Below are 20805 nucleotides of genomic sequence, written 5' to 3' on the forward strand. Positions count from 1 at the left end.
CTCCGCTCGACTTGCATGTATTAGGCACGCCGCCAGCGTTCGTCCTGAGCCAGGATCAAACTCTCCATAAAGGTGTTTGATTGCTCATTCCGTTTGTTGCTTGAAGCTTTTCGCATCGGCTAAAGCCGAGTACGAAAACTTCTTATATCTATTAACTCGTTACCGAATTAACAGGGCAGTTTCGCTCGTTGTTCAGTTTTCAAAGAACAATCTTTTCTTTCGTTACCGACCGCCTATTTCGTGGCCGGACTAATAATGTATCACGAATCGTTATATGAAATCAACTGGAAATTGATGCCGTTCGATTCGTTTCTCATTTCCGAACCGCTTGTCTCGCGGCCGGTGTTATAATATATCATTCTGACTACCGAGGTGCAACAGGTAATATTTTCAAGGTAATCGAAAACTGCTTAACAATCGTTCCATTGTATGCTTACCACGACTAATACCCGGAGGAACAATTGGAAAAGCTACATAAGAGGAATCTTTATGCACCCGGGTAACAAGCGGAAGCGAGGAACTAGGATGAGACTTTCGGGCAATACCATTCTAATAACAGGCGGAAGCTCTGGAATTGGACTAGCTTTTGCTGAACGTTTTTTAAAAGCCGGAAACCAAGTTATTGTTACCGGACGACGCGACCAAGCGCTGCAGCTTGCAAAAGAAAAGCTCCCTGCTCTTATCACTCGTAAAAGTAATGTAGAAAGTGAACCGGAGCGCGCATCATTATTTGATTGGGTCACAGTTCACTATCCAGAAGTGAATGTGTTAGTAAACAATGCCGGGATTCAACAACGCTTTCATATTTTAAAAGCAGATGCCAAAAACGATTGGGATTATTATAGAAAAGAGATCGCAGTCAATTTGGAAGCCCCTTTCCATCTCTCCATGCTGTTTGCTCCGTTTTTTGCGGCAAAAGAAGAGGCGGCAATCCTTAACGTAACATCTGGATTAGCTTTTACACCGCTTGCCATTGCCCCGATCTATTCCGCGACGAAAGCAGCCCTTCATTCCTTCTCAATAAGTCTCCGGCACCAGCTGGCGGACACATCGGTAGAAGTCATTGAAATTGCCCCGCCTGCGGTAAATACTAACTTAGGAGGAGTAGGACTTCATTCAAATGGCGAGCCGTTAGATAACTTTGCGGATGGAATCTTTAAGGAGCTGGAAGAAGGAAAAGAGGAAATCGGATATGGCACTTCCGTAAACCGCTTGCGTATGTCGCGAGATGAAATGGATGAGCACGTAACTAAAATGTATAATGCGATGAGACACACAATCGAATAGCTAAAACATAAAAGAAAAACTCGCCGTATATCGACGAGTTTTCTTTTTATGCAAAATGTATATTGATATATGATAGTAAGGCGGTGACATGGGACTGACTCTTCTAAACATTCAACCAGAGGAACCGATTATCTATGAAACATCTACTTTTTCCAAACCTCGTCGATCGCTGCCTGGAATGGCTCTTTATACTTTTCGATCACCGTCGATACCGAAACCCCTTCTAAAATTTCACCGGTGAACTCATAATAAGGCATCGTTGGATACCCGTCGATGGTATCGATGATCTTAATGCTTTCGCCGGCGATTCTCGCATTGTTCAGATCGTCCTCATTACTGAAAAACGTCTCAAATCGGGATTGTTTCGGGTAATCGTACATCGATTCAATATCGTTAATCTTTTCGTAAATATAGACTAGCTGCTCTGGATTCTCGATAGCGCTTGGAATCGTCAAGTAGTTTGGAATCGTATTGTGAGAATGATACTGCGTAGCGCTCGGTCCTTTCGGGAACGGCAGGAAACCGATGTCATAGTCCGGCATATCCTTCTTCAAGTTTTCGATTTCGTAATCGCTGTTTGCCCACATCAGCGTATTGCCTTGGCGGAAAAATTGTCCCGGCTCCGTCCAGTCTCCGCCTTCCGTAGGTCTGCCAACAGCTTCGGTCGCGAGTCTCGACAGGAAATTCAACACTTCCAGCGTTTTCGGATCCTCTAGATTTTGTTTGTCTTCAGCGACTAGATTGGCTTCGTTCGAAGCCATAGCCTGCACGAGAATGGAAGAGCTTGCAAGTCCCCAAATATCCAGCTTGCCGTCATTATTCGTGTCTTTATTCGCTTCCTTCGCTACTTGAATGAAGGTCTCCCAATTCCAGTTGTCCTCGTTCACGTACTCCTGCAAAGGCTTTATGCCCAATTGATTCATCAGGGTTCGATTATAAAAGATGCCCGAGGATGCGCCGTTAATCCCCGCTCTAAATCCATAACCTCTGCCTTCGTATTGCGAGTATTCGTTCGTATATTGCTGAATGAACACTTTTTCGTTTTTCGTGTATTCATCAACCGGAGAGAACAACCCTTGCGAGACAAGCGACGGAATCATCCAGGGTCTCGCTAGACGGATAATATCGCCGATCGGCTCTCCCGCAACTAACGAGGCGGTAACCTTGTCGCGCAGCTCGGCGTAATCGACAACCACATATTCCATCTTGAAATTATGTTTTTCCATCAATGCGTCCAGGTTTTCCTTCATTTTAATGCTGTCTGGGTTGTCTTCCTTAATCGACTCATCATACCACGATACCCATTTAATTGTCCTGCCGCCCATGTCAAACTCCATTTCTGGCGTGCCGCTCGGTTCATCCTCGACGGTGTCGTTCCCGGTTTCCGCCGCATCCGTCGCCACGGGTGCATTCGTCGCATTGCCTGGTCCATTCGTGTCTGAGCCTACCCCTGAATTCGAGCTGCATGCCGCCATGAGCAGCAGCATGATACTGCAAAGCAATAGCAATGTCTTACGCTTCCACATTTAAATTACCCCCTATAATCATTGATTTTTTGTTTAATTAACCTTCGTGCTAAGGCTCCATTCCAACGCATCGCCGATGTGCTCGTTCCAGAAATCCCAAGTATGCGCCCCCGGGTTCTCCTTATACGTGTGCTCAACTCCCTCATCCTCCAAGAAACGCTGGAAACGCTGATTGACGTCAAGCAAAAAATCTTCGGTTCCGCAGGCTAAATAAATCGATGGAATGGGGAGTCCTTCTTTTTTTAAATGGCGAATCAGCTCCTCAGGATCCTTGTCGCTTCCCAGCACGTTATCCAAGTCTCCGAAAACCTTACGGTAATAGCCGTAGCCTGCAATGCCGTTATGGTAACCCGGCTGAATCAAGGCAGCAGCGCGGACGATAAAGCGATGATTCCTCCGAAAGTGTCCGAATAACGGAGACCGTTTCGAATGGCGCCATAACCGCCCATGGACAATCCGCCGATCATCGTGTCCTCCCGCAAACGCGATACCGGAAACATGCGCCGGGTGAATGCCACCAGCTCCTGTCCGACATACTCGCCCATTCTTTCGTCGCTTTCTTCGTCGTCCAAATAAAAACGATTCTCTCCGGCCGGCATAAACACCGCGATGCGATGCCGGTCCGAAAGCTCCCGAATGCGCGAGAAACTGATCCAGTCCGTATGGCTGCCGCAATAGCCGTGCAGCAAATAAAGAGACTTCAGCGGCTTGACGGACTCGCCCTCCGTATGCGGAGACTCCGGCTGGTCCAGCGGCAGCAGCGCGTTAAACGTTACCTCTCTCTTCATACATGCCGAAAAAAAATGAATCTGCATCATAGCCATGTGTACATTACTCCTCTGATGAGTGACATCGGTTCATTAATTGATCTTCACCAGCTGCCATTGCTGGTTCAAATCACCGCGGTACTGGTTCTGCTGGAGCTTCGCGCCGTCTGCCGTCGACGCTCCCGCTACCTCAACCGCTTTGTTGCTGTTGACATTCAGGATGCAATAAAAGCCGTTGCTCAGCTTGATGATACGGAAGCGCTGGGCGGTATTCGCATAGTCCTGCATTAGCTGAATCGCTTCCCCGTTGTTTTTTGAGCCATTGCGAACATCCATCACTTTGCCGTCACTGGAGCTTAAGCTTTTGATTCGATATTGATTGTTATAGGTGCCCATATCATCCACGACCCACTGCTGAGCGGTTGCATTATTGGTCTGCCATTGCTGAAGCTGCAGAGCGTTCGTGTTCTGTCCGCCAGGGACATCGATCGCCTTACCGGAAGCGCGGTTAATGAATGTGTACGTCGCCCCGTTCGTCAGACCGTTCCAGATTCCATTCCAAGGCAGCAGCTGCGCCCGCTCGTAATACCATTCGAATATAAAACGCGCCATGCCGTCCCTTGCCGTGTTGCCGTCGAACAGCAATCCCGCCGTCGGATCAGCGAATGAGCTTCTAGGGCCAGGCTGCAACAGGAAGCCGTTCATATGAACCGCAATGCTGACATTTCCTGCCGCCGTAAAAATCGCTTTTGTGTTTTTGCCGAAACCGGCATTGGTCCCGTCGAACAGCTTCCAATATTCGGAGTCACCCTGCTGCCATTTGAACCAGGTTGTCTCCGTAATGTTGATCGGATAGTTGTCGGCGCATGGCTTAATGTTTGTATCCCATTGCTGCTGCAGCGTCGCATAGTTGTCGTTTGCGCCGTAGCCCGGGTACCAATGAACCGAATACCCGACATTGTTTAACGGGTCGGAAAGCGGATGCGTAGCGCATAGCTGATAGTATTGATCCCAGCCGAGACCTGCCGCCCATATCACATTGTCTGCGCCTTGATTCCGAATCGTCGCAATCATGGCGTTTTGGAAGCTGCGAAGCGCGTTCCAATGCGCGACAAAATCAGGACTGGAAGGATGTCCTCCCCAGGTTCCGTTCGCGTACGCAAGAACGGGCTCGTTCACAAGCTCGAACATGACGTTGTCCGCGCTTTTGATACCGGGCCGGGATGCGAGATAGCCCCATATTTGATTAAATTTGTCCAGATTGGCCTGCGTTGTCGCCTGATTGTTCTGCAGCGTGAAGTCTAACCCAAGCGTGACGTATAGGCCTTTGGTTTTGGCGTATTCGATATACGGAATAATCACGTTTTGCGTGACAGCCTGTAAGCCGGCGAAATTGTAGGTTCCCGCCGCTACGTCGCCCATGTCCTCCCTGTCGATAAACAGGCGGACCTGGTTCATGTACCAGCCATGGTCGTTGCCATACTTTGGCGATGTGCTGGTGAAGGTATCCGTAATGTCCTTCAAATAAGCAAGTCTCGCGGCGTAACTGTTCCCTCCGTGCAAGTTCAAATAATAGTTGCTGTTCTGGTACGTCCAGTAGGAGCCCGTTGGCTGATGCCACCCGCTAAGAAGCACCGGCTGTCCGCTGCTGTTGACCAGCTGGTTGCCGCTGACATGCAGTTTCGTAGGGGTGATGCCCGACCAAGCGTTAGCTGAATTGCCGTTCGCCAAAAGCGGCGACAGCAGAAGCGCCACTAGCAGCAGCTTCATGGTCCAGCTCAATCTTTTCATTACTTACATCTCCTTTCAGTTCGAATGTTGTATGTGAATTCATGGTCGTACGGAATAACAGATGCGCCCTTTCCTCAATCACTTATCGATGGATAGGGCGCACCTCGCCGTTTGTTCTAAGCTGTTAATTGCCCTGCTGCCTTCATGTAATCCATTCAGACTGCTGAAGCAGCCGGTGCAAGATTTTCGCAGCCTCTGCTCTGGATATGTCCGCTTTCGGCGCCAGCGTATTGCCGCCTCGTCCGGCGATAATCTCCGCCGCTATACCCGCTGCAAAAGCTTCCTTCGCCCACACTGAAATGTCTCCTTCATCGAAAAACGGGGATAGGACGGCTATGCCTGCTTCGTCACTGACCGATTCGTATAAGCCCGTAAGCTTCATCGCGTTCGCCAGAATAACCATTGCCTGCTCCCTCGAAATGATGGCTGCAGGACGGAAGGTTCCGTCATCGAAGCCGTTAATTAATCCCGTTTCATAAGCCGTTAAGACATAGCTGCTGTACCAGTCTCCTGTCTCCACATCCGTAAAAGGAGACTTGCCGGAATCCGGCTTTAAGCCAAGCGCCCTCACCGCGATTTCGGCAAATTCGGCGCGGGTAATGGAATCATCCGGATAAAATAACCCGTCATCAGAACCTGTAATGACCATGCGCGAACCAAGATCGTTAACATAGGTCTTCGCCCAATGGTTTTCAGTATCGGGGAAAGCTGCCTCATGCTTTATGACAGCGTATATGCTATTCGTCAAACTATTTGCTTTGGCATAGTAGCTTCCGCCAACAACGACCACTGCGGACGGGATGTGGCGGACGGCGCCGTCAGGCTCGATAACAATGACCGTCGTTACCTTCCCTGGCTCCACATGTTCCGGTATAGGGATGAGCTTCTCCACGTAGCTGTCAAAACTAGCGATTTCCTCGCTTCTCGCTCCGGCAGATGCCGTCACCGTGAAGCGTACGGGCGGCGCGATCAACTCGAAGCTTTCGTTTTCGGCTGCTTCTTCCGCCGAGCTGAGCTGCTCCGTCGTGGGAGCGGCGATTTCTATACCAATTGTTAATTCATGAAGCTCTGAGCGTCCGCCAAGCACCTTGGTAATCTCGTGAAGATTGAGCGCCTTGGCGGGCAGCCTGTAAATGCCACGTTCGGTTCGAAGCTCCACTGCGGCTTCGGAAGCAATAAGCAGCTTCAGCAATTCACCGTTAAACTGCCCGACAACCCTATCGCTGCCACTCTGATCCGGGATGACGATTACCGAGCCTTTGCCGGCAGTAGCCAACCGTTTCTCAAGCTTGATCTCATCCAGCTCAATCGTTGTTATTGTTTGCCCGTTCCTTTCGGACTTCCATGCCGTTGCTCCAAGCCCGATGCTGCCATTTACTTCAATCTCGACATCCGTTCTACTGCTCGTTGCAGGCGGAACCGGCGTTGGCTGCCATGTCGGTGTTGGTGTTGGTGTTGGCGTCGGTGTTGGCGTTGGTGTCGGCGTTGGCTCCGTCCCTGGATCCGCTTCCGTGAACGACCAATAATCGATATCCATGATCGCCTCCTCCCCCGTTCCTTTGAACGTAAAGAAAAGATGGCGCACACCGCTAACCTCAGCTAATTCAGCGCTTACAACCTTCCAATCCGATTCGCTTTCGGATGGATCAATCTTCATCTCGCCGATTACCGTTCCGTTCGGGCTGTCCAATCGCATTTCCAGCGTGCCGCCGGCAGCAGCCCTGACGCTCGCCTCGAAAGCCTTGGCTCCGTTATTGCCGAAATCGACGTTGGCCGCCGCGAACCAGTCACCGTTTTGAATATCCGTCACATAAAGATTTACCGGCTGATCCACATTCGCCGGAGCATTCAACGCCGATGTGCGAATTCCCGCATTCCACGCAATCGTCTCCGCTTCATTTCTTTGGTAAGGATTCAAATTCGCGACCGGAGAGACACCTTCCATATCCGCTTTAATGCTGCGAATATGGCCGCTTTCGTAGATGTCCACTTTGTTGATATGGGTGGAGCGATAGCCTTTGCCGTCTCCCAATGCTGCTTTGCTTACGGTCTGGGCATGGTACGCAATATACCATTCGCCATGGAATTCGAAGATCGAATGATGATTATTGCCCCCTACTCCGAAGAATGTGCTTGGATTTTTTAAGATGGGAGCCGCGTATGTGAACGGGCCCATCGGGCTGTCGCTCACCATATAGGCGATTTCTCCGGGCGGCGGCGTGCCTTCCGGGTGAACCCCCGCAAAGTTCGAGCAATACGAATAGTAATATTTGCCGTTAAATTTGTGGATGCCGGAATCCTCGAACATGTAAGGAGCATCGATTGTCACCGCCGAGCCAACCGTCTCGATCATATTATCCGCAAGCTCGATGACCCGGCTTGTTTTCGGATTCGAAATTTGCGATGGGGAAGGATTGCCGCCACCCGGCAAGCCGCCGCCGAAGTACAGATAGCCTTTGCCGTCGTCATCGACCAGCACAGCCGGATCGAAGAGCCACACGACACCGTTCACGCCAGGCGTTGACCAGGAAATGAGCGGTTTACCGATCGGATCGGTCCATGGACCGACGGGACTGTCTGCGGTCAACACGCCGATGCCGCTGGCGTTGTTGGCGAAGTAAAGGAAAAACTTGTCTTTGCCGTCGATCACTTTATGCGCCGCTGCAGGCGCCCAAGAGTTGTTCGCCCATTTGGCCGCGCCGTTTGGACCCGCCACCGGAATCGCCCCGTGGTCCGTCCAATTCACCATGTCGGAGGACGAAATCACCGTAATCGTATTGATTTTGCCGTACGTATTGTTCACGATATTGCCGCTGGCGTCATATTCGTATTCGTCATTCGTCATGTACACGTATACTCTTCCGTCATACACCATGGCGAATGGATCGGCGCCGAACTTATGGCTGACAAGCGGATTATGATAACCCGGAACCTTCGCGAGCGCTCCCGTATTCAACGTTTTGAGGCCGATATTGGCTATTGCTCGATGGACGTTATAGACTGCGCTTCCGCCCTCAGCCTGAATATAGTCGGTTCGTATGACGACCGTGCGGTCGGTTGGCGCAAAATCCGCAACCTTCAAATGAATTGTCGCGAACAGATCGGATTCATGGTGGACGAAGCTCACCGCTTCGCCGCTAACTTGAAGCAACAGCCTATTGCCCTGAGCGCTGAATGCCGCTGCTCCTTTGAGATTCTCTTCATTGAACGTAACGCCGGTAACCTCAAGGGCATCCGGAATGTTGAAGGAAGCGGTTAGCGAATCATAATCGCCTGCAGGCAATTCATCCATGCGAATCGGAACGTCAAGCTCGATGTTCGGAACGCCGGTCACCTCGGATACATCGCCAAGCTCAGCTTGCAGGGTTACAGGCGCAAGCTCTCCGGTCAATTCGTCTCCGATTCGGTAATAATCGAAGTCGACGCTGCCTCCTACAGCAGCCGTAGCGTAGTTGAATAACGCGAAGCGGTAGCCCATAAAGTGAGGCAACGTATACCGCATTTGCAGCGTATCGCCGATTTTCGTCCAGCTCGTGCCGTCCAGACTGTAATAGAAGCTCGCCTTGTCGGTCTGATTCCGGAAATCCGCTTCGGCCTTGAAATAAACCCGGTCCTGCGTCAGCGGAATCGATGCCGCTTCGACGGCTGTGCCCGTGCTGCCGTTCACCATAACGATCGATTTGGCATTGCCGGACATCTTGACGCCGACATAGCCGTATTCCTTCTGCAGAAGAGCGAGTCCCGCATAATCGCCGTTTTTCATTTGGCCGACCTCGAGGGCGGTGCTCGCCGAGCTGACAGGTCCGAACGTTCTCTGCGTCAGCGTGTTTCTCGCGTCAAGCAAGCTTGTGCTTTTCTTGCCCGTCGTCAGGCGCAGATAGCCGGGGCGCTCCGTTAGCGACCAGTTGCGGTTATCCGGGTTATGGTTCCATTGCCAAGCTAACGCCAGATTGGAGCCGTTATGATCGTATTCGCCCGGCTGCGGCTTATCTAATCCGCCTGGAGGCGTTACATCGATGAAAGAAACGTCGTCCACGTAGAAATCCATTCGGTCCTTGACAGGGTCTTGCGCCGAAGTCCAGGACGTCTCAATGAAGATTAGCGGGTTGTTAAGCGCGGCATCAGCAGGAATGGTGTATTTCCCTTGGATGGTGGCCCACTGCCCTTTCGTCGCCGTTACAGATCCCATTACTTTGATGGTCTGCCAGTCGCCGTCTTGATAGGCGATATTGAACACCCGCGCAGCAGGTAACGTTTCGTCGCCATCGTACAGGACCTTAGCGGAAAATTCGTACACGCCTCCCGCCTTCGCTTTACCGGTAATAAATTGCTGCGGACCAGCGCCTGTAGCGGGACGGTTGCTGACGAACAGGCTGCTCGTGCCGCTGTAAGCCCGATCCGTCGTAACCGACACTGCCGCATTCTCGTGACCGGTCCATGGCGCAACCCCCTCCTCGAAGCCTCCATTCACCAGCAGGTTGGCATCAGGCGTCATATCGCGTATCGAAATATCGTCAACGTAAAAGTCCATGAGATCAAGGACCGGGTCTTGCGCCGATGTCCAAGACGTTTCTAGGAAGATGAGCGGATTATTCAAAGGCGCATCGCTCGGAATGGTGTACGAGCCTTGAATGGTCCCCCACTCGCCCTTCGTAATGGTCGCCGAGCCCATCACCTTAATCGTTTGCCAATCTCCGTCCTGGTACGCGATATTGAACACCCTCGTGGCAGGCAGCGTATCCTCACCGTCGTACATGACCTTCGCGGAAAATTGATACGTGACGCCGGCCTTCACCTTACCGGCCAGCAGCTGCTGGGGACCGGAGCCCGTTCCTTCGCGGCCGCTAACGAACAAGCTGCTCGTGCCGCTGAATTTCTGGTCCGTCGTCACGGCAACCGTCGCGTTTTGGTGTCCTGTCCACGGTTCTAAACCGCTTTCAAAACCGCCGTTCGCAATAATCTCTTTGCCCGAACCCGAACCAGCTGCAAGCGGCTGGACGGCCGACTCATCGGAAGCTGCTGCCGGCGTTAAAGCGTAATCGACATCCAGCTGGGATGAGCCGACTCGGGCAGCCGAGTTGTAAAATTCGTCGGAGCTTACCCAGTTATTCTCCGATGCGACTCCTTCTACAGGAATTGCCATCTGCTGCGGAACTTTCCCGTCTTCGCCGAATATCGGCCAGTTATCCTCCCATGTAACGGGAACCAGATACGGGATACGGCCTACGGAGCCTCGGTCGCCGAACAGCATCGCGTACCATTTGCCGTCCCGCGTATCGACCAGCCCGCCTTGGGCGATGCCGGCATCCTTTAACGCCACCTTGCCGGTGTAGGTCCCGTCGATTTTGTCAGAGCGGTGCACAATTTGCGTACGCATGCCTCCGCTTGGCCAAGTGATGTTGAATACGTAGTAATAACCGTTTATTTTCTGAATATGAGTGCCTTCCGCCTTAAGTCCAACGTTTTCCCCCGCAACCAGGCTCGCGTTCGGAATGATGACCTTGTCGAGCCCGCCCGGTTTGATCGCGGTCGCATCGGCGGTAAGCTCAATAATCCGGATATCGCCCCCGCCGTATGCCATATACACCCGTCCGTCATCGTCGAATAAGAGCGACATGTCGTGGTATACGCCGGCTAGCTCGGCATGCGTCCACGGCCCCTGTTCGATATCCGTTGTCTGGTAAATATAAGTTTTGCCCGTGTCATAAGAAGCGAATGCGAGGTAGAACTTGCCGCCATGGTATCTCAAGCTGCTTGCCCATGAGCCTTGACCGTAGTTGCTTTTACCGTTGCGAAGCGCTTGCTCGTCATTGTCGGCCAAAATGTCGTAAACGTAGTTCACGATTTCCCAGTGTACAAGGTCGTATGACTTCATAATCGGGACACCCGGATTCATATGCATCGTCGTACTGGACATATAGTATGCGTCCCCGACCCGGATAACGTCGGGGTCCGGTACGTCCGCCCATAGGAGCGGGTTCTCGAACATGACCGTCTCCTGCTCCGCCTGAAGCGAAGAGCGCGGCATTAGCGTCAACAGCATTGAAAACGCTAACAAAACTATGGATACTTTTTTAAACATAACTAATTTTTCCTCCTCTTATGTTTTTTGTAATGCAATTCGATTGTAAGTTATGGATAATAATTTCTCGATGTGATTTTTTATTTGAAAAGTATTATTTTTTGTGGATTTTTGAGGATGGAATGCGGATAATTTATCACAAAAAGTGTACACTTGATTACTCTTGCAAACAACCTGTTAATCCATACCACTATGACCTGTCAAAAGATAGTTGTTGGCATATCAAAGTCCGCTTTAAAATAACCGGGATACAAAAAAAGAACCAGCAGCGCAGCTGGTCCTTCTCGAAAACAACTATTTAGCAATATCTCTGGTAACGGAAATAATCGAAATCCGCGCAACCCCCGATTTCGCGTGTGGCGTACTGGTAGAGCCCTATTCGATAGCCCATAAAATGATCAAGCGTATATTTCATCTGGAGCGGTTCGCCGATTGCCGCCCATTCTGTTCCGTCCATAGAATAGTAGAAGACTGCTTGATCGATGCTGTCCTCGAAGTCAAAATGTATCTTCAAATGAACGACGCTGCCGTCGAATGGACAAGCCTCCAAAACCTTCTCTTCGCCAGCTCCTCCATTGACGCACATCGTGATGAACTTCTCGCCATTATCCGCCACTGCGACACCGACCGTGCCGTAATGGCTTTGCAGAGCAACAAGGCCGGCGCGGTCGCCAGGCTTCATGTGAGCCGTATCCAGCAAGGTCTCGCCCGTGCATGCGGGGCCTTCCGTTCGCTGCGTCAGCGTATTGCGCGCCTGAACGACGCTGTCTGCCAAGCTGCCGGTTCGCAATCGAAGATAACCGGGACGTTCCGTTACCGACCATAGCCGGTTGTCCGGATTATGATTCCATTGCCAATTTCGTGCAAGCCGGTCGCTCTGATAGTCAAATTCGTCGCTGATAACGAGCGGCATGGACTCCGACTCAGGCAGCCCTACCTCGAATTGTTCGGGAACCTTGCCGTCGATGCCGAACACCGGCCAATCGTCCTCCCAAGCAACAGGCACAAGACAGGGGATTCTCCCGACGGCGTCATGATCCTGGAACAGCATCGCGTACCACTCGCCATTCGGCGTATCCAATAGTCCCCCTTGGGCGACGCCCTTGTTATGATAGCCAAGGTCATCATCCAAGACGATCCTGCGTTCGTACGGGCCGAGCAGTTCTTTTGAACGGTAACAAATTTGCCGGCGGCGCATGTTCCCTGTCCGCGGCCATTCGATGAACAACAAATAGTAATAGCCGTTCAGCCGATAGGCATGACAGCCTTCGCACCGCAGACCAATGTCCTCCCGCTCCGTCTCGAATAACAGCTGATCAATTCCGCCGGGCTTCACGGCGGTTGCGTCAGCTGTCAGCTCGGTTATGTAAATACTGCCGTTACCCGAGAAAACGAACACGCGGCCTTCGTCGAACAGTAAACCGGGATCATGCCGCAAACCGTCGATGACGGAACGTTCCCACGGTCCGTTCACGACATCCTTCGTTCGGTACACATAGAAGCGCCGCGTATCGTTGCTCGAGAAGCAAACATAGAACGTATCGTTATGATGGCGCAGACTAGCTGCCCACGAGCCCTTTCCGTATATGTTTTTCCCGTTTTCTAGACGATGCGCTTCGTTATCCTCGAACGTGTCGTACACGTAGCTGACGATTTCCCAATGCTTTAAATCGGTCGATCTCATGATCGGGCAACCGGGCATGGAGTGCATGCTTGTGCTGACCATGTAATAACAGCTCCCGACCCGAATCGGATCCACATCGGGCACATCCGCCCACATGATCGGATTGGTTATGAGCGTTTTGTTCATTGCGCAGCCTCCAGCACGGTCTGGAAGGCAGCCTTCGGCTGATGCTGCGCGTCGAAGAGGAACGGCCAGTTTTTGCGGCCCCGCACCGGAAAATGGTCCAGCCACGTGTAATCGTCCGCGGCCCCCCAGAAGGTAACGGAAGTGAGATGCTCGCTATACTCTTTAAATAGCTTGAAGAAAGCCCCGTACCTCTCCGCTTGCCGTTCCAGCATTTCGGGCGTAGGAGCGATCAGATCGGTGCGCCTGTCTTCATGCGCGAAGACGGACACGTCCAGCTCCGTGATGTGCAGCTTGACGCCGAGGCTGGCATACCGTTCGATGGCTTCGCGGATATGATCCAGCGTCGGATGCTCCAGATTCCAGTGCGCCTGCAGGCCAACGCCGTGAATCGGCACCTCTCTCTCAGTGAGCGACTTGACGAGGGAATAGATTTTGTCCCTCTTCGCGGGTACGGACTCGTTGTAATCGTTATAGAACAACAGCGCGTCCGGATCAGCCGCATGCGCGAATTCAAAAGCTTTTGCGATAAAATCTTCGCCTGCAATTTCCAGCCATTTGGAAGGCCTCAGAAGCTGGTCCCCGCTGTCGGTCACCGCTTCGTTCACGACATCCCAAGCGTAAATGCGCCCTTTATAGCGACCGACCACTTCGTCGATATGCGATTTCATGCGGGACAGCAGCGTCTCGCGATCGGCAGCTCCGCCTGAACGGTTCTCGAAAACCCAGTCTGGCGTTTGATTATGCCACACAAGCGTATGGCCTCTTACCGCCATGTTGTTCTCCTTCGCGAAATCGATCAACCGATCCGCTTCTTCGAACGTATACCGCCCCTCTTCCGGATGGACGCTTACAAATTTCATCTCATTCTCCGCCGTTAAGCTATTGAAATGTCTCGTCAGCAAATCCTTCTGCGTTACGAGCGTTCTTGGATTAACGGCAGCTCCAATATGAAAATGTTCTCCAAAAACCTCGCGAAGCCTAGGTAATTCATTCGCGCGTTGATCCGTCATCTTCGTTCGCCTCCACTTCATCGATCCCACATGGTCGCCGGACAGACTATTGTCCGATTCCCCCACAGTGTAGCTGTTGCGGCAATAAGCGGGCAACCCGTCGATTGGTGGATAATGGCGGTTTTTATTTTAAAACCCATGCTTAGACAGGTGTTCTTTCTCCCCCTTGTCTATTAAAATAAGAGATTATACTTAAAAAGAGGAGAATGCCAATGAGCGACCTGCTGCATCCTGCCGATACAATCATTCCCCGTACGAAGGCTTATCGCGAAATGATCGCCAAATCGCTGCTCAGTCGAGGCAACAATAAAAGACTAAAAGCAGCTATCGACAAGGCTAGAAGAGGCGAGGAGGTCACGCTAGCTTTCATTGGCGGATCCATCACACATGGCGCGGGTGCCGTCCCTCTTCACACGAATTGCTACGCTTACCAGACCTATATGAATTTCAAAGAAAAATTCACCAGCAACGGCGGCAGTCCCATCCGTCTTATTAAAGCAGGCGTTGGCGGAACGCCTTCCGAGCTTGGCATGATACGTTACGAGCGGGATGTTCTGCGCAACGGCACCGTCCAGCCGGACATCATCGTCATCGAATTTGCGGTCAACGACGCGGATGACGAAACAAACGGCGTTTGCTATGAAAGCTTGGTCTTAAAGGCGCTGACCGCGGCTCATGAACCAGCTGTCATTCTGCTGTTCAGCGTTTTTGAAAGCGATTGGAATTTACAGGACCGCCTCTCCCCTGTCGGCATGCATTACGGACTTCCGATGGTGAGCATTAAGGACGCCGTAACGGAACAATTCCGCAAGACGCCTGTTGAAGGAGGCATTATCTCCAAAAAGCAATTTTTCGCGGACATCTATCATCCGACAAATGCGGGACATATGATAATGGCCGATTGCTTGACGTGGCTGTTCACCGAAACCGATCGTTCCGCTCCGGATCAAGAAACGATTCGCCTCGATCTGCCGCCGGTTATCGGAAACGACTTTGCCGGCGTGCGATTGCTGGACCGAGCTAGCAGGACAAGTATAGCTTTCATTGAGGAAGGCGGCTTCGGAAAGGTCGACGCCGAGCTGCAATTCGCCGAAATGGACGACCATCCGTACGGCACTGCGCAATTCCCTCATAACTGGATGCATACGGGCGATTCCGGCAGCGAGAGCTTTAAGATGACCATCCGCTGCAAAAGTCTTCTCCTCGTTTTTAAAAACTCGGGCAGCGACGATTTCGGCAATGCCGAAGTGAGGGTCGACGGGAAGCTTGTGAGGACGGCGGAATCTCATGCCGTGAACTGGACGCGCTGCCACGCCGTCATCCTGCTCCGGTCAGAGCAGTCGGAAGAGCATACCATCGAAATCCGAATGGCGGCCGGGCACGAGTCTAAACGTTTTACGATTCTAGGCTTTGGATACGTGGAATAGATGAAGCGCAGCAAAGTCCGTACCGATTCGGACAACATAAAAAGGGCCGTCCCTTTCGCTAAGCTCGACGCGAGGGGGACGGCCCTTTTTCCGGCACAGCGGGCTGCATTCAAGCGGCACCGCAAGTCAAATTTCAAATCAGTCCGCGCTAGTTTTAAAAAATTGTCTCGTTAGAAATTGCATGATCTCGCTCGGCTGTTCTCTGGCAAACTCTGCCCGGTCTGCGAACAGCATTCCGTAAGGCGCATCAGGCGTGTAAGGCTCCCAATGGGGCAGCTTCTCCCCTGTAGAATCCAGTCCGTTCGGGTCTCCGGTACAAATGAAATTCGCCCAGTAATTGCACATTTGGCGCGCCAAATCGTAGTGCTTGCCAACAAACGGCCTCCAGCACTTGGCAAGCGTCTCGAAGAAAAACCACAGATCCACCGAATGGAAGGTTCCAGGGTTATCCCAGCCCGGAATCTCGGCGTCGAAATTATAATAGTACATGGGGACTCCGGCCCCCGAATCGGCGTTAGCTTGCGCGGCTATCCGGATCGCGTATTCGATGCCGCTTACCGCGGCCTTCTTCTTGGCCTCCTCCAAGCTGCCTGACTGCGCGTTGCACAGGTTCAGGAACGTTTCGGCCTCCTCGCCGAACATCTCGTCAGCCATCCGCTTGAATTCATCGAGCGTGCTGACGCTCGGTACGCTAAAGAATTCGGTGGAGGTATGGCCAAGCATAATCGGCACCTTCCAGCCCTTATTCTGCAGGAACAACTCGAACGGAACGCCTACATTAAAGACGCCGTCTTCGACGGTGCCCCAGAATCCTCGATACTCCACCGCCTTATCCCGCAGATAGACCGCATCAAGCTGCCGGGCCTCCGCAAGCGTAGTAACACCTAAAAACTCGAAAAAAGCAACGCCTTCCTGCTCGGCTTCCGCAAGACGTCTCCAGAACCTAGGCATCCCGCTTGCCGGATAAAGCTTCGTGAATATTCCGCTTTGCACGATCGCTCTCTGAAAAAGCCCTTCGTTCTGCGGGGATACGAGCTGACTCATAACGCTCCCGCCGCCTGCGGACTGTCCGCCAATGGTTATTTGATTCGGGTCGCCGCCAAATGCCTCAATATTGCGCTTCACCCATCTGGTCGCGGCCTGCTGGTCGAGATGACCGAAGTTGGCGGGAGCTTCCGGCGCTTCCGCCGTAATCTCAGGATGACACAAAAACCCGAATGCGTTCAAACGATAATTGATCGTAACGACTACGATGCCTCGCCGCGCGATTCGTTCGCCGTCAAACTCCATCTCGGCCGTATGGCCGACCTGAAGTCCTCCGCCGAAATACCATACGTACACCGGCAGTTTCTCGCCAACGCGCTTGGCAGGCGTCCAGATGTTCAAGTATAGGCAATCCTCGTCCATGGCAATATCCGGCTCGACGGCCCATTCCCTGGTATAGATGTTGTTATCGTCCAGCTCTTGTCTCACTTGCATGGAGATCGGCGCGAACTCATACGCTTTCAGGACGCCGTCCCAGTCTTTTGCCGGCTGCGGAGCGCGCCAACGGTTTGCGCCGACCGGCGGCGCAGCGAATGGGATTCCCTTAAAGCTTGTAATTCGGGGGTCAGCCGCAGGCAGCCCCTGTACGATTCCGTTTTCAACTTTTGTTATCCTCAGCACGATGTTACGCCTCCTTTTAATAGGGTCTGGCTGCTTCCATGATCGATTGACTACTGAGCCGCCTCTCTACTGGACTCGCGAAATTCCTGCGGCGTCATTCCGGTCGCTTTCTTAAAAAATCGGGTGAAGGAATGCGGCGATTCGTACCCGACCCGCGCGCCGACTTCATGGACGCGAAGCTCGCCTGAAGCAAGAAGCCGCTTGGCGTTGCGTATCCTTGCCTCTTCAATATAATCGGACAAGTTCTGACCGCTGCCCTGCTTGAACAATCTCGATAAGTAAGCCGGATTGAAGTGGAACCGGCTCGCTAGACGAACAACGGATAAATCTTCATCGATGTGATCCTCGACATAGGAGCAAATCCCTTGAATCACGGTCTTCGCTCGACTGTACTCGCTTGTCCGTCTTAGCATGAACAGATGATCCGCGGTGCGAGATAAAAAGGCGAACGCATCCTGCCATGAGGCATGCCCCTCGAAACGCATAAGCTCGATTGCTGATATTTGATCGCTTAGCTTTCTACGATTGACGTAGGAGAGCAGCATCATTGCTATCGTATAGTAAAGCTCCATGACTTGTATCGCATCAACCGATGGGTCCCCCAAAACTTCGTCAGACAAATCGCCGAGCGTTTCCACGAATGCATCTCTTCGCCCCGCTTCCAGCAGTCCTGCAAGCGGCTCAAGCTTCTCCGCCCGCAGCCCTTCCCGCGTCTGCCTTGTCATGTCAACCGACTCGGACTGTATGGTCACGACCATGCTGCTGCCATCGCCGGCTCTAAGATGCTGCATCTGTCTAAGCCGGTCATAAGCGCCCGGAAGAGCTTCCCAATTAAACGGCGTACTGCAGATCGTAAACGTCGTCTCAATGCCCAGCGAATCGAGACACGCTCCCGATATAAGGTCCAGCGTCCCTTCAAGGAACCGAACAACGCCCTCGAACGAATCTCCGGCTTCCTGTTTATCCGCATACGGTTGGATCATCCAGAACAAATCGCCGTACCGGTCGATGATGCCGACGCATCTCGTCTTCTCGTGGAAATAGGTGTCTCCTAGCAGCTTAACCGCAAGGGCCGCTTCACGCCTTCCGGAATAGGAGGTATCGGATCCGGAATGTACCAGGTTTCCTAAGACGAGCATGACCGGCATTGCCGGATCGAGCGGAACGTTCAGCTTCCGGAAATCCTCCTGTAAACTTTCCGCCGTGCCGATTCCCGTGCCTAAAAGCAAATGCCGAAAATACTCGCCCTGCGCCAGCGTCTCCAGCGTATTGCGCTGTTCCCTCGCCTGTTGCAGCAACACCTCGGTCCGATGTCCTTCGTCCAGCTCACGGAGCGCCTCCTTCACTTCGGAAATAACTTTGTCGTAGCCTTCGGTCTTCAGCAAATACCGAACGCCCCATACCTGGATGGCTTGGTAGACCGAATCGAAGTCGTTATACCCCGTGAGGAAGATAACCCGGCAGCGCGGCCAGCCGCTACGGATAACCTCTAATAGCTCGAGTCCGTTGAGCTCGGGCATGCGAATGTCGGAGAGAACGATATCGATGCGCGTACTGTTCAGCCAATCAAGCGCCTCCCCGCCTGAATAGGCCTTGCAAATTTCGAGCCCTGGCAAGCCAAGTCTTCCAAATATTTCTGCAAGCCCGTCGGTGATAATCGCTTCGTCGTCAACGATTAGCAATCGCCGCATCTGCCGTTCCCTCCTTAAGCGGAATTCGTATCGTCACCTTTAGGCCGCCAAGGTCTCCTCGCGAGACGCGGATTCCGCTGCCCTCGCCGCATGAGATGACCAAACGGCGGTGAATATTGACAATACCGGTTGTTTCTGAAAACTCATCCTCTGAACCAAGCTTCTGCTCAATTGTCTTCAACAGGTCATCAGACAAGCTGTCGCCGTTATCTTCAACGATGATGCACAAGGAGGCTCCGCAGCGTTCGAAGCGAACCTCAATTCGTCCATTCCTCGCTTTTTTCTCCAGGCTGTGCTCGAAAGCATTCTCGATAATCGGCTGCACGATTAGACGCGGAACCATCAGCCGTTCGAACGCCTCCGGCAATTCTTCAAAATAAACCTCGATCCGCTTGTAGAACCGCAATTCCTGAATATCGGCGTACGTTCTGGCATGATGCACCTCTTGCTTAAGCGTGACATCGTCAGACGCATTGCGGGTCACAAACTGGAAATAATCCCCTAAAAGCGTCGTAAACATCTCAATCCGTTCCGTATCGCCTGTCTTGGCCATCGTGTTCATAATAAAAAAGCTGTTGTATAAAAAATGCGGATTAATCTGCGACTGAAGCTGCTTCAGCTCGGCGCGCTGCATAAGCACCTTCTGCCTCCAGGCCTGATCGATCAGCGTCCGCAATTTGACAACCATCTGATTAAAGCGCTCATAAATGTAACGGAATTCATCGTTCGCGTCGTGGGCAATCGCTTGTTCAAGGTCGCCGCTCTCTAGACGGCGGAACCCCTTGACCAGCTTGAGCAGCGGCTTGTGAATAAACTTGTAGGTGGACAGCGCATAAATCCCCATCATGATTAAAGCGCCAGCCGCGAAAAGCCATGCCCGCGCGTAGAACTTATCAAGCGGTTTGCGGATAACATCCTCCGGAATAAACCGGTAGATGGACGTATCAAGCCGTTCCGAATAGGCGTGCGATACGAAGTAACGCTGCTCCTCCAAAGCGATTGTGCCGGAACTGCCGCTTGCGATCAGGCCGAGCTTATTCTGCGTCCCTTCATCCAGCGTCTGTAAGAGCTTGCTGCCGATTAAGAAGCCCGTATGTCTCACCTTCATAATCGAACCGCTGCCTGTGTACGTATTGAATTGCTGGAGCGCCTCCTCCAGCTTGCGGCTGTCAAGCTCAATCTCAATAATGAACAGCGGCCCCTTCTCTTTCAAGCCGCTCTGTTTAGCCGCGCTTAGATAGATATTCCCGTTCCATACAATCGGCTTCGTTCCGTATTCTTCAATAGCTGCGCGCAGCGCCTCATACCGGTCGGCTTTAAAGACTCCCGCCCCGCTTAGAGATGACAGCGTTTTTTGAATCGGCCTTATGTGAACGCTTACATCCCGAATATAATGACTGCTGTTTTGAAGCGTGAAGGCGCGGTTCAGCACCAGCGTAATGCTTTCCATACGTTCAATGTCGCCCATCGTCTCCCACGTGAGGGCGAGCTTGTTCAAATCGGCGTCTTCAAGAAACCCATATTGGAGCAGCTTCATCCGCTCGATCTCGTTCTCAAGGTCATTCAAATAAAACGAAATTTGCGAGACGGCCGTCTTCGAAATGTCATTGCTCGCAGTCCGGATGCTCCATTGGTAGATGGAGACGCCAACCGTCACGATCGGCAGCATGATAAGCGTAAATGTGACGACCAAACGCAAAAAAATCGTATTGCGCAATGAATAATCCCGGCGCATGAACATCGCAGTCT

Annotated in this window: 12 protein-coding genes and 1 rRNA gene; 2 read left to right on the forward strand and 11 right to left on the reverse strand. The window is 52.2% G+C overall.

Features of this window, described 5'->3' with window-relative positions; all coding sequences use genetic code 11:
- Positions 1-71, reverse strand: a 16S ribosomal RNA gene (locus tag D3P08_RS03245); the annotation flags it as partial.
- A 454-nt stretch (positions 72-525) separates the two neighbouring features.
- Between D3P08_RS03245 and D3P08_RS03250 the strand changes: the two genes are divergently transcribed.
- Positions 526-1287, forward strand: coding sequence for an SDR family oxidoreductase (locus tag D3P08_RS03250; RefSeq protein WP_119598558.1), 762 nt, complete (start codon positions 526-528; stop codon positions 1285-1287).
- A 143-nt stretch (positions 1288-1430) separates the two neighbouring features.
- Here D3P08_RS03250 and D3P08_RS03255 read toward each other — a convergent pair whose 3' ends face one another.
- The 7 genes from D3P08_RS03255 to D3P08_RS03300 form a co-directional block, all read right to left on the reverse strand.
- The gene (locus D3P08_RS03255) at positions 1431-2813 is read right to left on the reverse strand and encodes an ABC transporter substrate-binding protein (RefSeq protein WP_119598027.1); all 1383 of its coding nucleotides are present in this window, start codon (positions 2811-2813) and stop codon (positions 1431-1433) included.
- Between the two features lie 33 nt (positions 2814-2846).
- On the reverse strand, positions 2847-3176 hold the full coding sequence (locus tag D3P08_RS27635; protein ID WP_240647272.1) for an alpha/beta hydrolase: 330 nt from the start codon (positions 3174-3176) through the stop codon (positions 2847-2849).
- A complete protein-coding gene (locus D3P08_RS27640) occupies positions 3173-3637 on the reverse strand; it encodes an alpha/beta hydrolase (RefSeq protein WP_240647274.1) in 465 nt (154 codons plus the stop codon). The genes D3P08_RS27635 and D3P08_RS27640 overlap by 4 nt, the downstream gene beginning before the upstream one ends.
- 36 nt (positions 3638-3673) lie before the next feature.
- Positions 3674-5371, reverse strand: a complete 1698-nt coding sequence (locus D3P08_RS03265; RefSeq protein ID WP_119598028.1) for an RICIN domain-containing protein — start codon at positions 5369-5371, stop codon at positions 3674-3676.
- A gap of 142 nt (positions 5372-5513) precedes the next feature.
- Positions 5514-11453 carry a family 43 glycosylhydrolase gene (locus D3P08_RS27645; protein WP_240647276.1) on the reverse strand — a complete coding sequence of 1980 codons (5940 nt, stop codon included), beginning with the start codon at positions 11451-11453 and terminating at the stop codon, positions 5514-5516.
- 298 nt (positions 11454-11751) lie between these two features.
- Entirely contained in the window at positions 11752-13263 is a 1512-nt protein-coding gene (locus D3P08_RS03295; protein ID WP_119598029.1) for a glycoside hydrolase family 43 protein, read from the reverse strand.
- Positions 13260-14273, reverse strand: a complete 1014-nt coding sequence (locus tag D3P08_RS03300) for an endo-1,4-beta-xylanase (protein WP_119598030.1) — start codon at positions 14271-14273, stop codon at positions 13260-13262. The genes D3P08_RS03295 and D3P08_RS03300 overlap by 4 nt, the downstream gene beginning before the upstream one ends.
- A gap of 212 nt (positions 14274-14485) precedes the next feature.
- Here D3P08_RS03300 and D3P08_RS03305 point away from each other — a divergent pair, with 212 nt between their 5' ends.
- A complete protein-coding gene (locus tag D3P08_RS03305) occupies positions 14486-15700 on the forward strand; it encodes an SGNH/GDSL hydrolase family protein (protein ID WP_338068700.1) in 1215 nt (404 codons plus the stop codon).
- 138 nt (positions 15701-15838) lie between these two features.
- On the opposite strand, the gene D3P08_RS03310 is transcribed toward D3P08_RS03305, so the two are convergent.
- Genes D3P08_RS03310 through D3P08_RS03320 form a run of 3 tightly spaced genes read right to left on the reverse strand, consistent with a single transcriptional unit; the run spans position 15839 to position 20797 of the window.
- Positions 15839-17365, reverse strand: coding sequence for a carboxylesterase/lipase family protein (locus D3P08_RS03310; RefSeq protein WP_119598032.1), 1527 nt, complete (start codon positions 17363-17365; stop codon positions 15839-15841).
- A 50-nt stretch (positions 17366-17415) separates the two neighbouring features.
- Complete coding sequence (locus tag D3P08_RS03315) at positions 17416-19056, reverse strand: helix-turn-helix domain-containing protein (RefSeq protein ID WP_119598033.1); 1641 nt, start codon at positions 19054-19056, stop codon at positions 17416-17418.
- Positions 19034-20797 carry a sensor histidine kinase gene (locus D3P08_RS03320; RefSeq protein WP_119598034.1) on the reverse strand — a complete coding sequence of 588 codons (1764 nt, stop codon included), beginning with the start codon at positions 20795-20797 and terminating at the stop codon, positions 19034-19036. Before D3P08_RS03320 ends, D3P08_RS03315 begins: the two co-directional genes overlap by 23 nt.
- Positions 20798-20805 lie beyond the last annotated feature (8 nt).

Source organism: Paenibacillus nanensis (assembly GCF_003583765.1).
In the GTDB taxonomy this organism is placed as follows: domain Bacteria; phylum Bacillota; class Bacilli; order Paenibacillales; family Paenibacillaceae; genus Pristimantibacillus; species Pristimantibacillus nanensis.

Excerpts from the sequence above, each read along its gene's own strand:
- D3P08_RS03250 (WP_119598558.1), top strand. The coding sequence starts at position 526 with ATGAGACTTTCGGGCAATACCATTCTAATAACAGGCGGAAGCTCTGGA.
- D3P08_RS03255 (WP_119598027.1), bottom strand. The coding sequence starts at position 2,813 with ATGTGGAAGCGTAAGACATTGCTATTGCTTTGCAGTATCATGCTGCTG.
- D3P08_RS27640 (WP_240647274.1), bottom strand. The coding sequence starts at position 3,637 with ATGGCTATGATGCAGATTCATTTTTTTTCGGCATGTATGAAGAGAGAG.
- D3P08_RS03265 (WP_119598028.1), bottom strand. The coding sequence starts at position 5,371 with ATGAAAAGATTGAGCTGGACCATGAAGCTGCTGCTAGTGGCGCTTCTG.
- D3P08_RS27645 (WP_240647276.1), bottom strand. The coding sequence starts at position 11,453 with ATGTTTAAAAAAGTATCCATAGTTTTGTTAGCGTTTTCAATGCTGTTG.
- D3P08_RS03295 (WP_119598029.1), bottom strand. The coding sequence starts at position 13,263 with ATGAACAAAACGCTCATAACCAATCCGATCATGTGGGCGGATGTGCCC.
- D3P08_RS03300 (WP_119598030.1), bottom strand. The coding sequence starts at position 14,273 with ATGACGGATCAACGCGCGAATGAATTACCTAGGCTTCGCGAGGTTTTT.
- D3P08_RS03305 (WP_338068700.1), top strand. The coding sequence starts at position 14,486 with ATGAGCGACCTGCTGCATCCTGCCGATACAATCATTCCCCGTACGAAG.
- D3P08_RS03315 (WP_119598033.1), bottom strand. The coding sequence starts at position 19,056 with ATGCGGCGATTGCTAATCGTTGACGACGAAGCGATTATCACCGACGGG.
- D3P08_RS03320 (WP_119598034.1), bottom strand. The coding sequence starts at position 20,797 with ATGTTCATGCGCCGGGATTATTCATTGCGCAATACGATTTTTTTGCGT.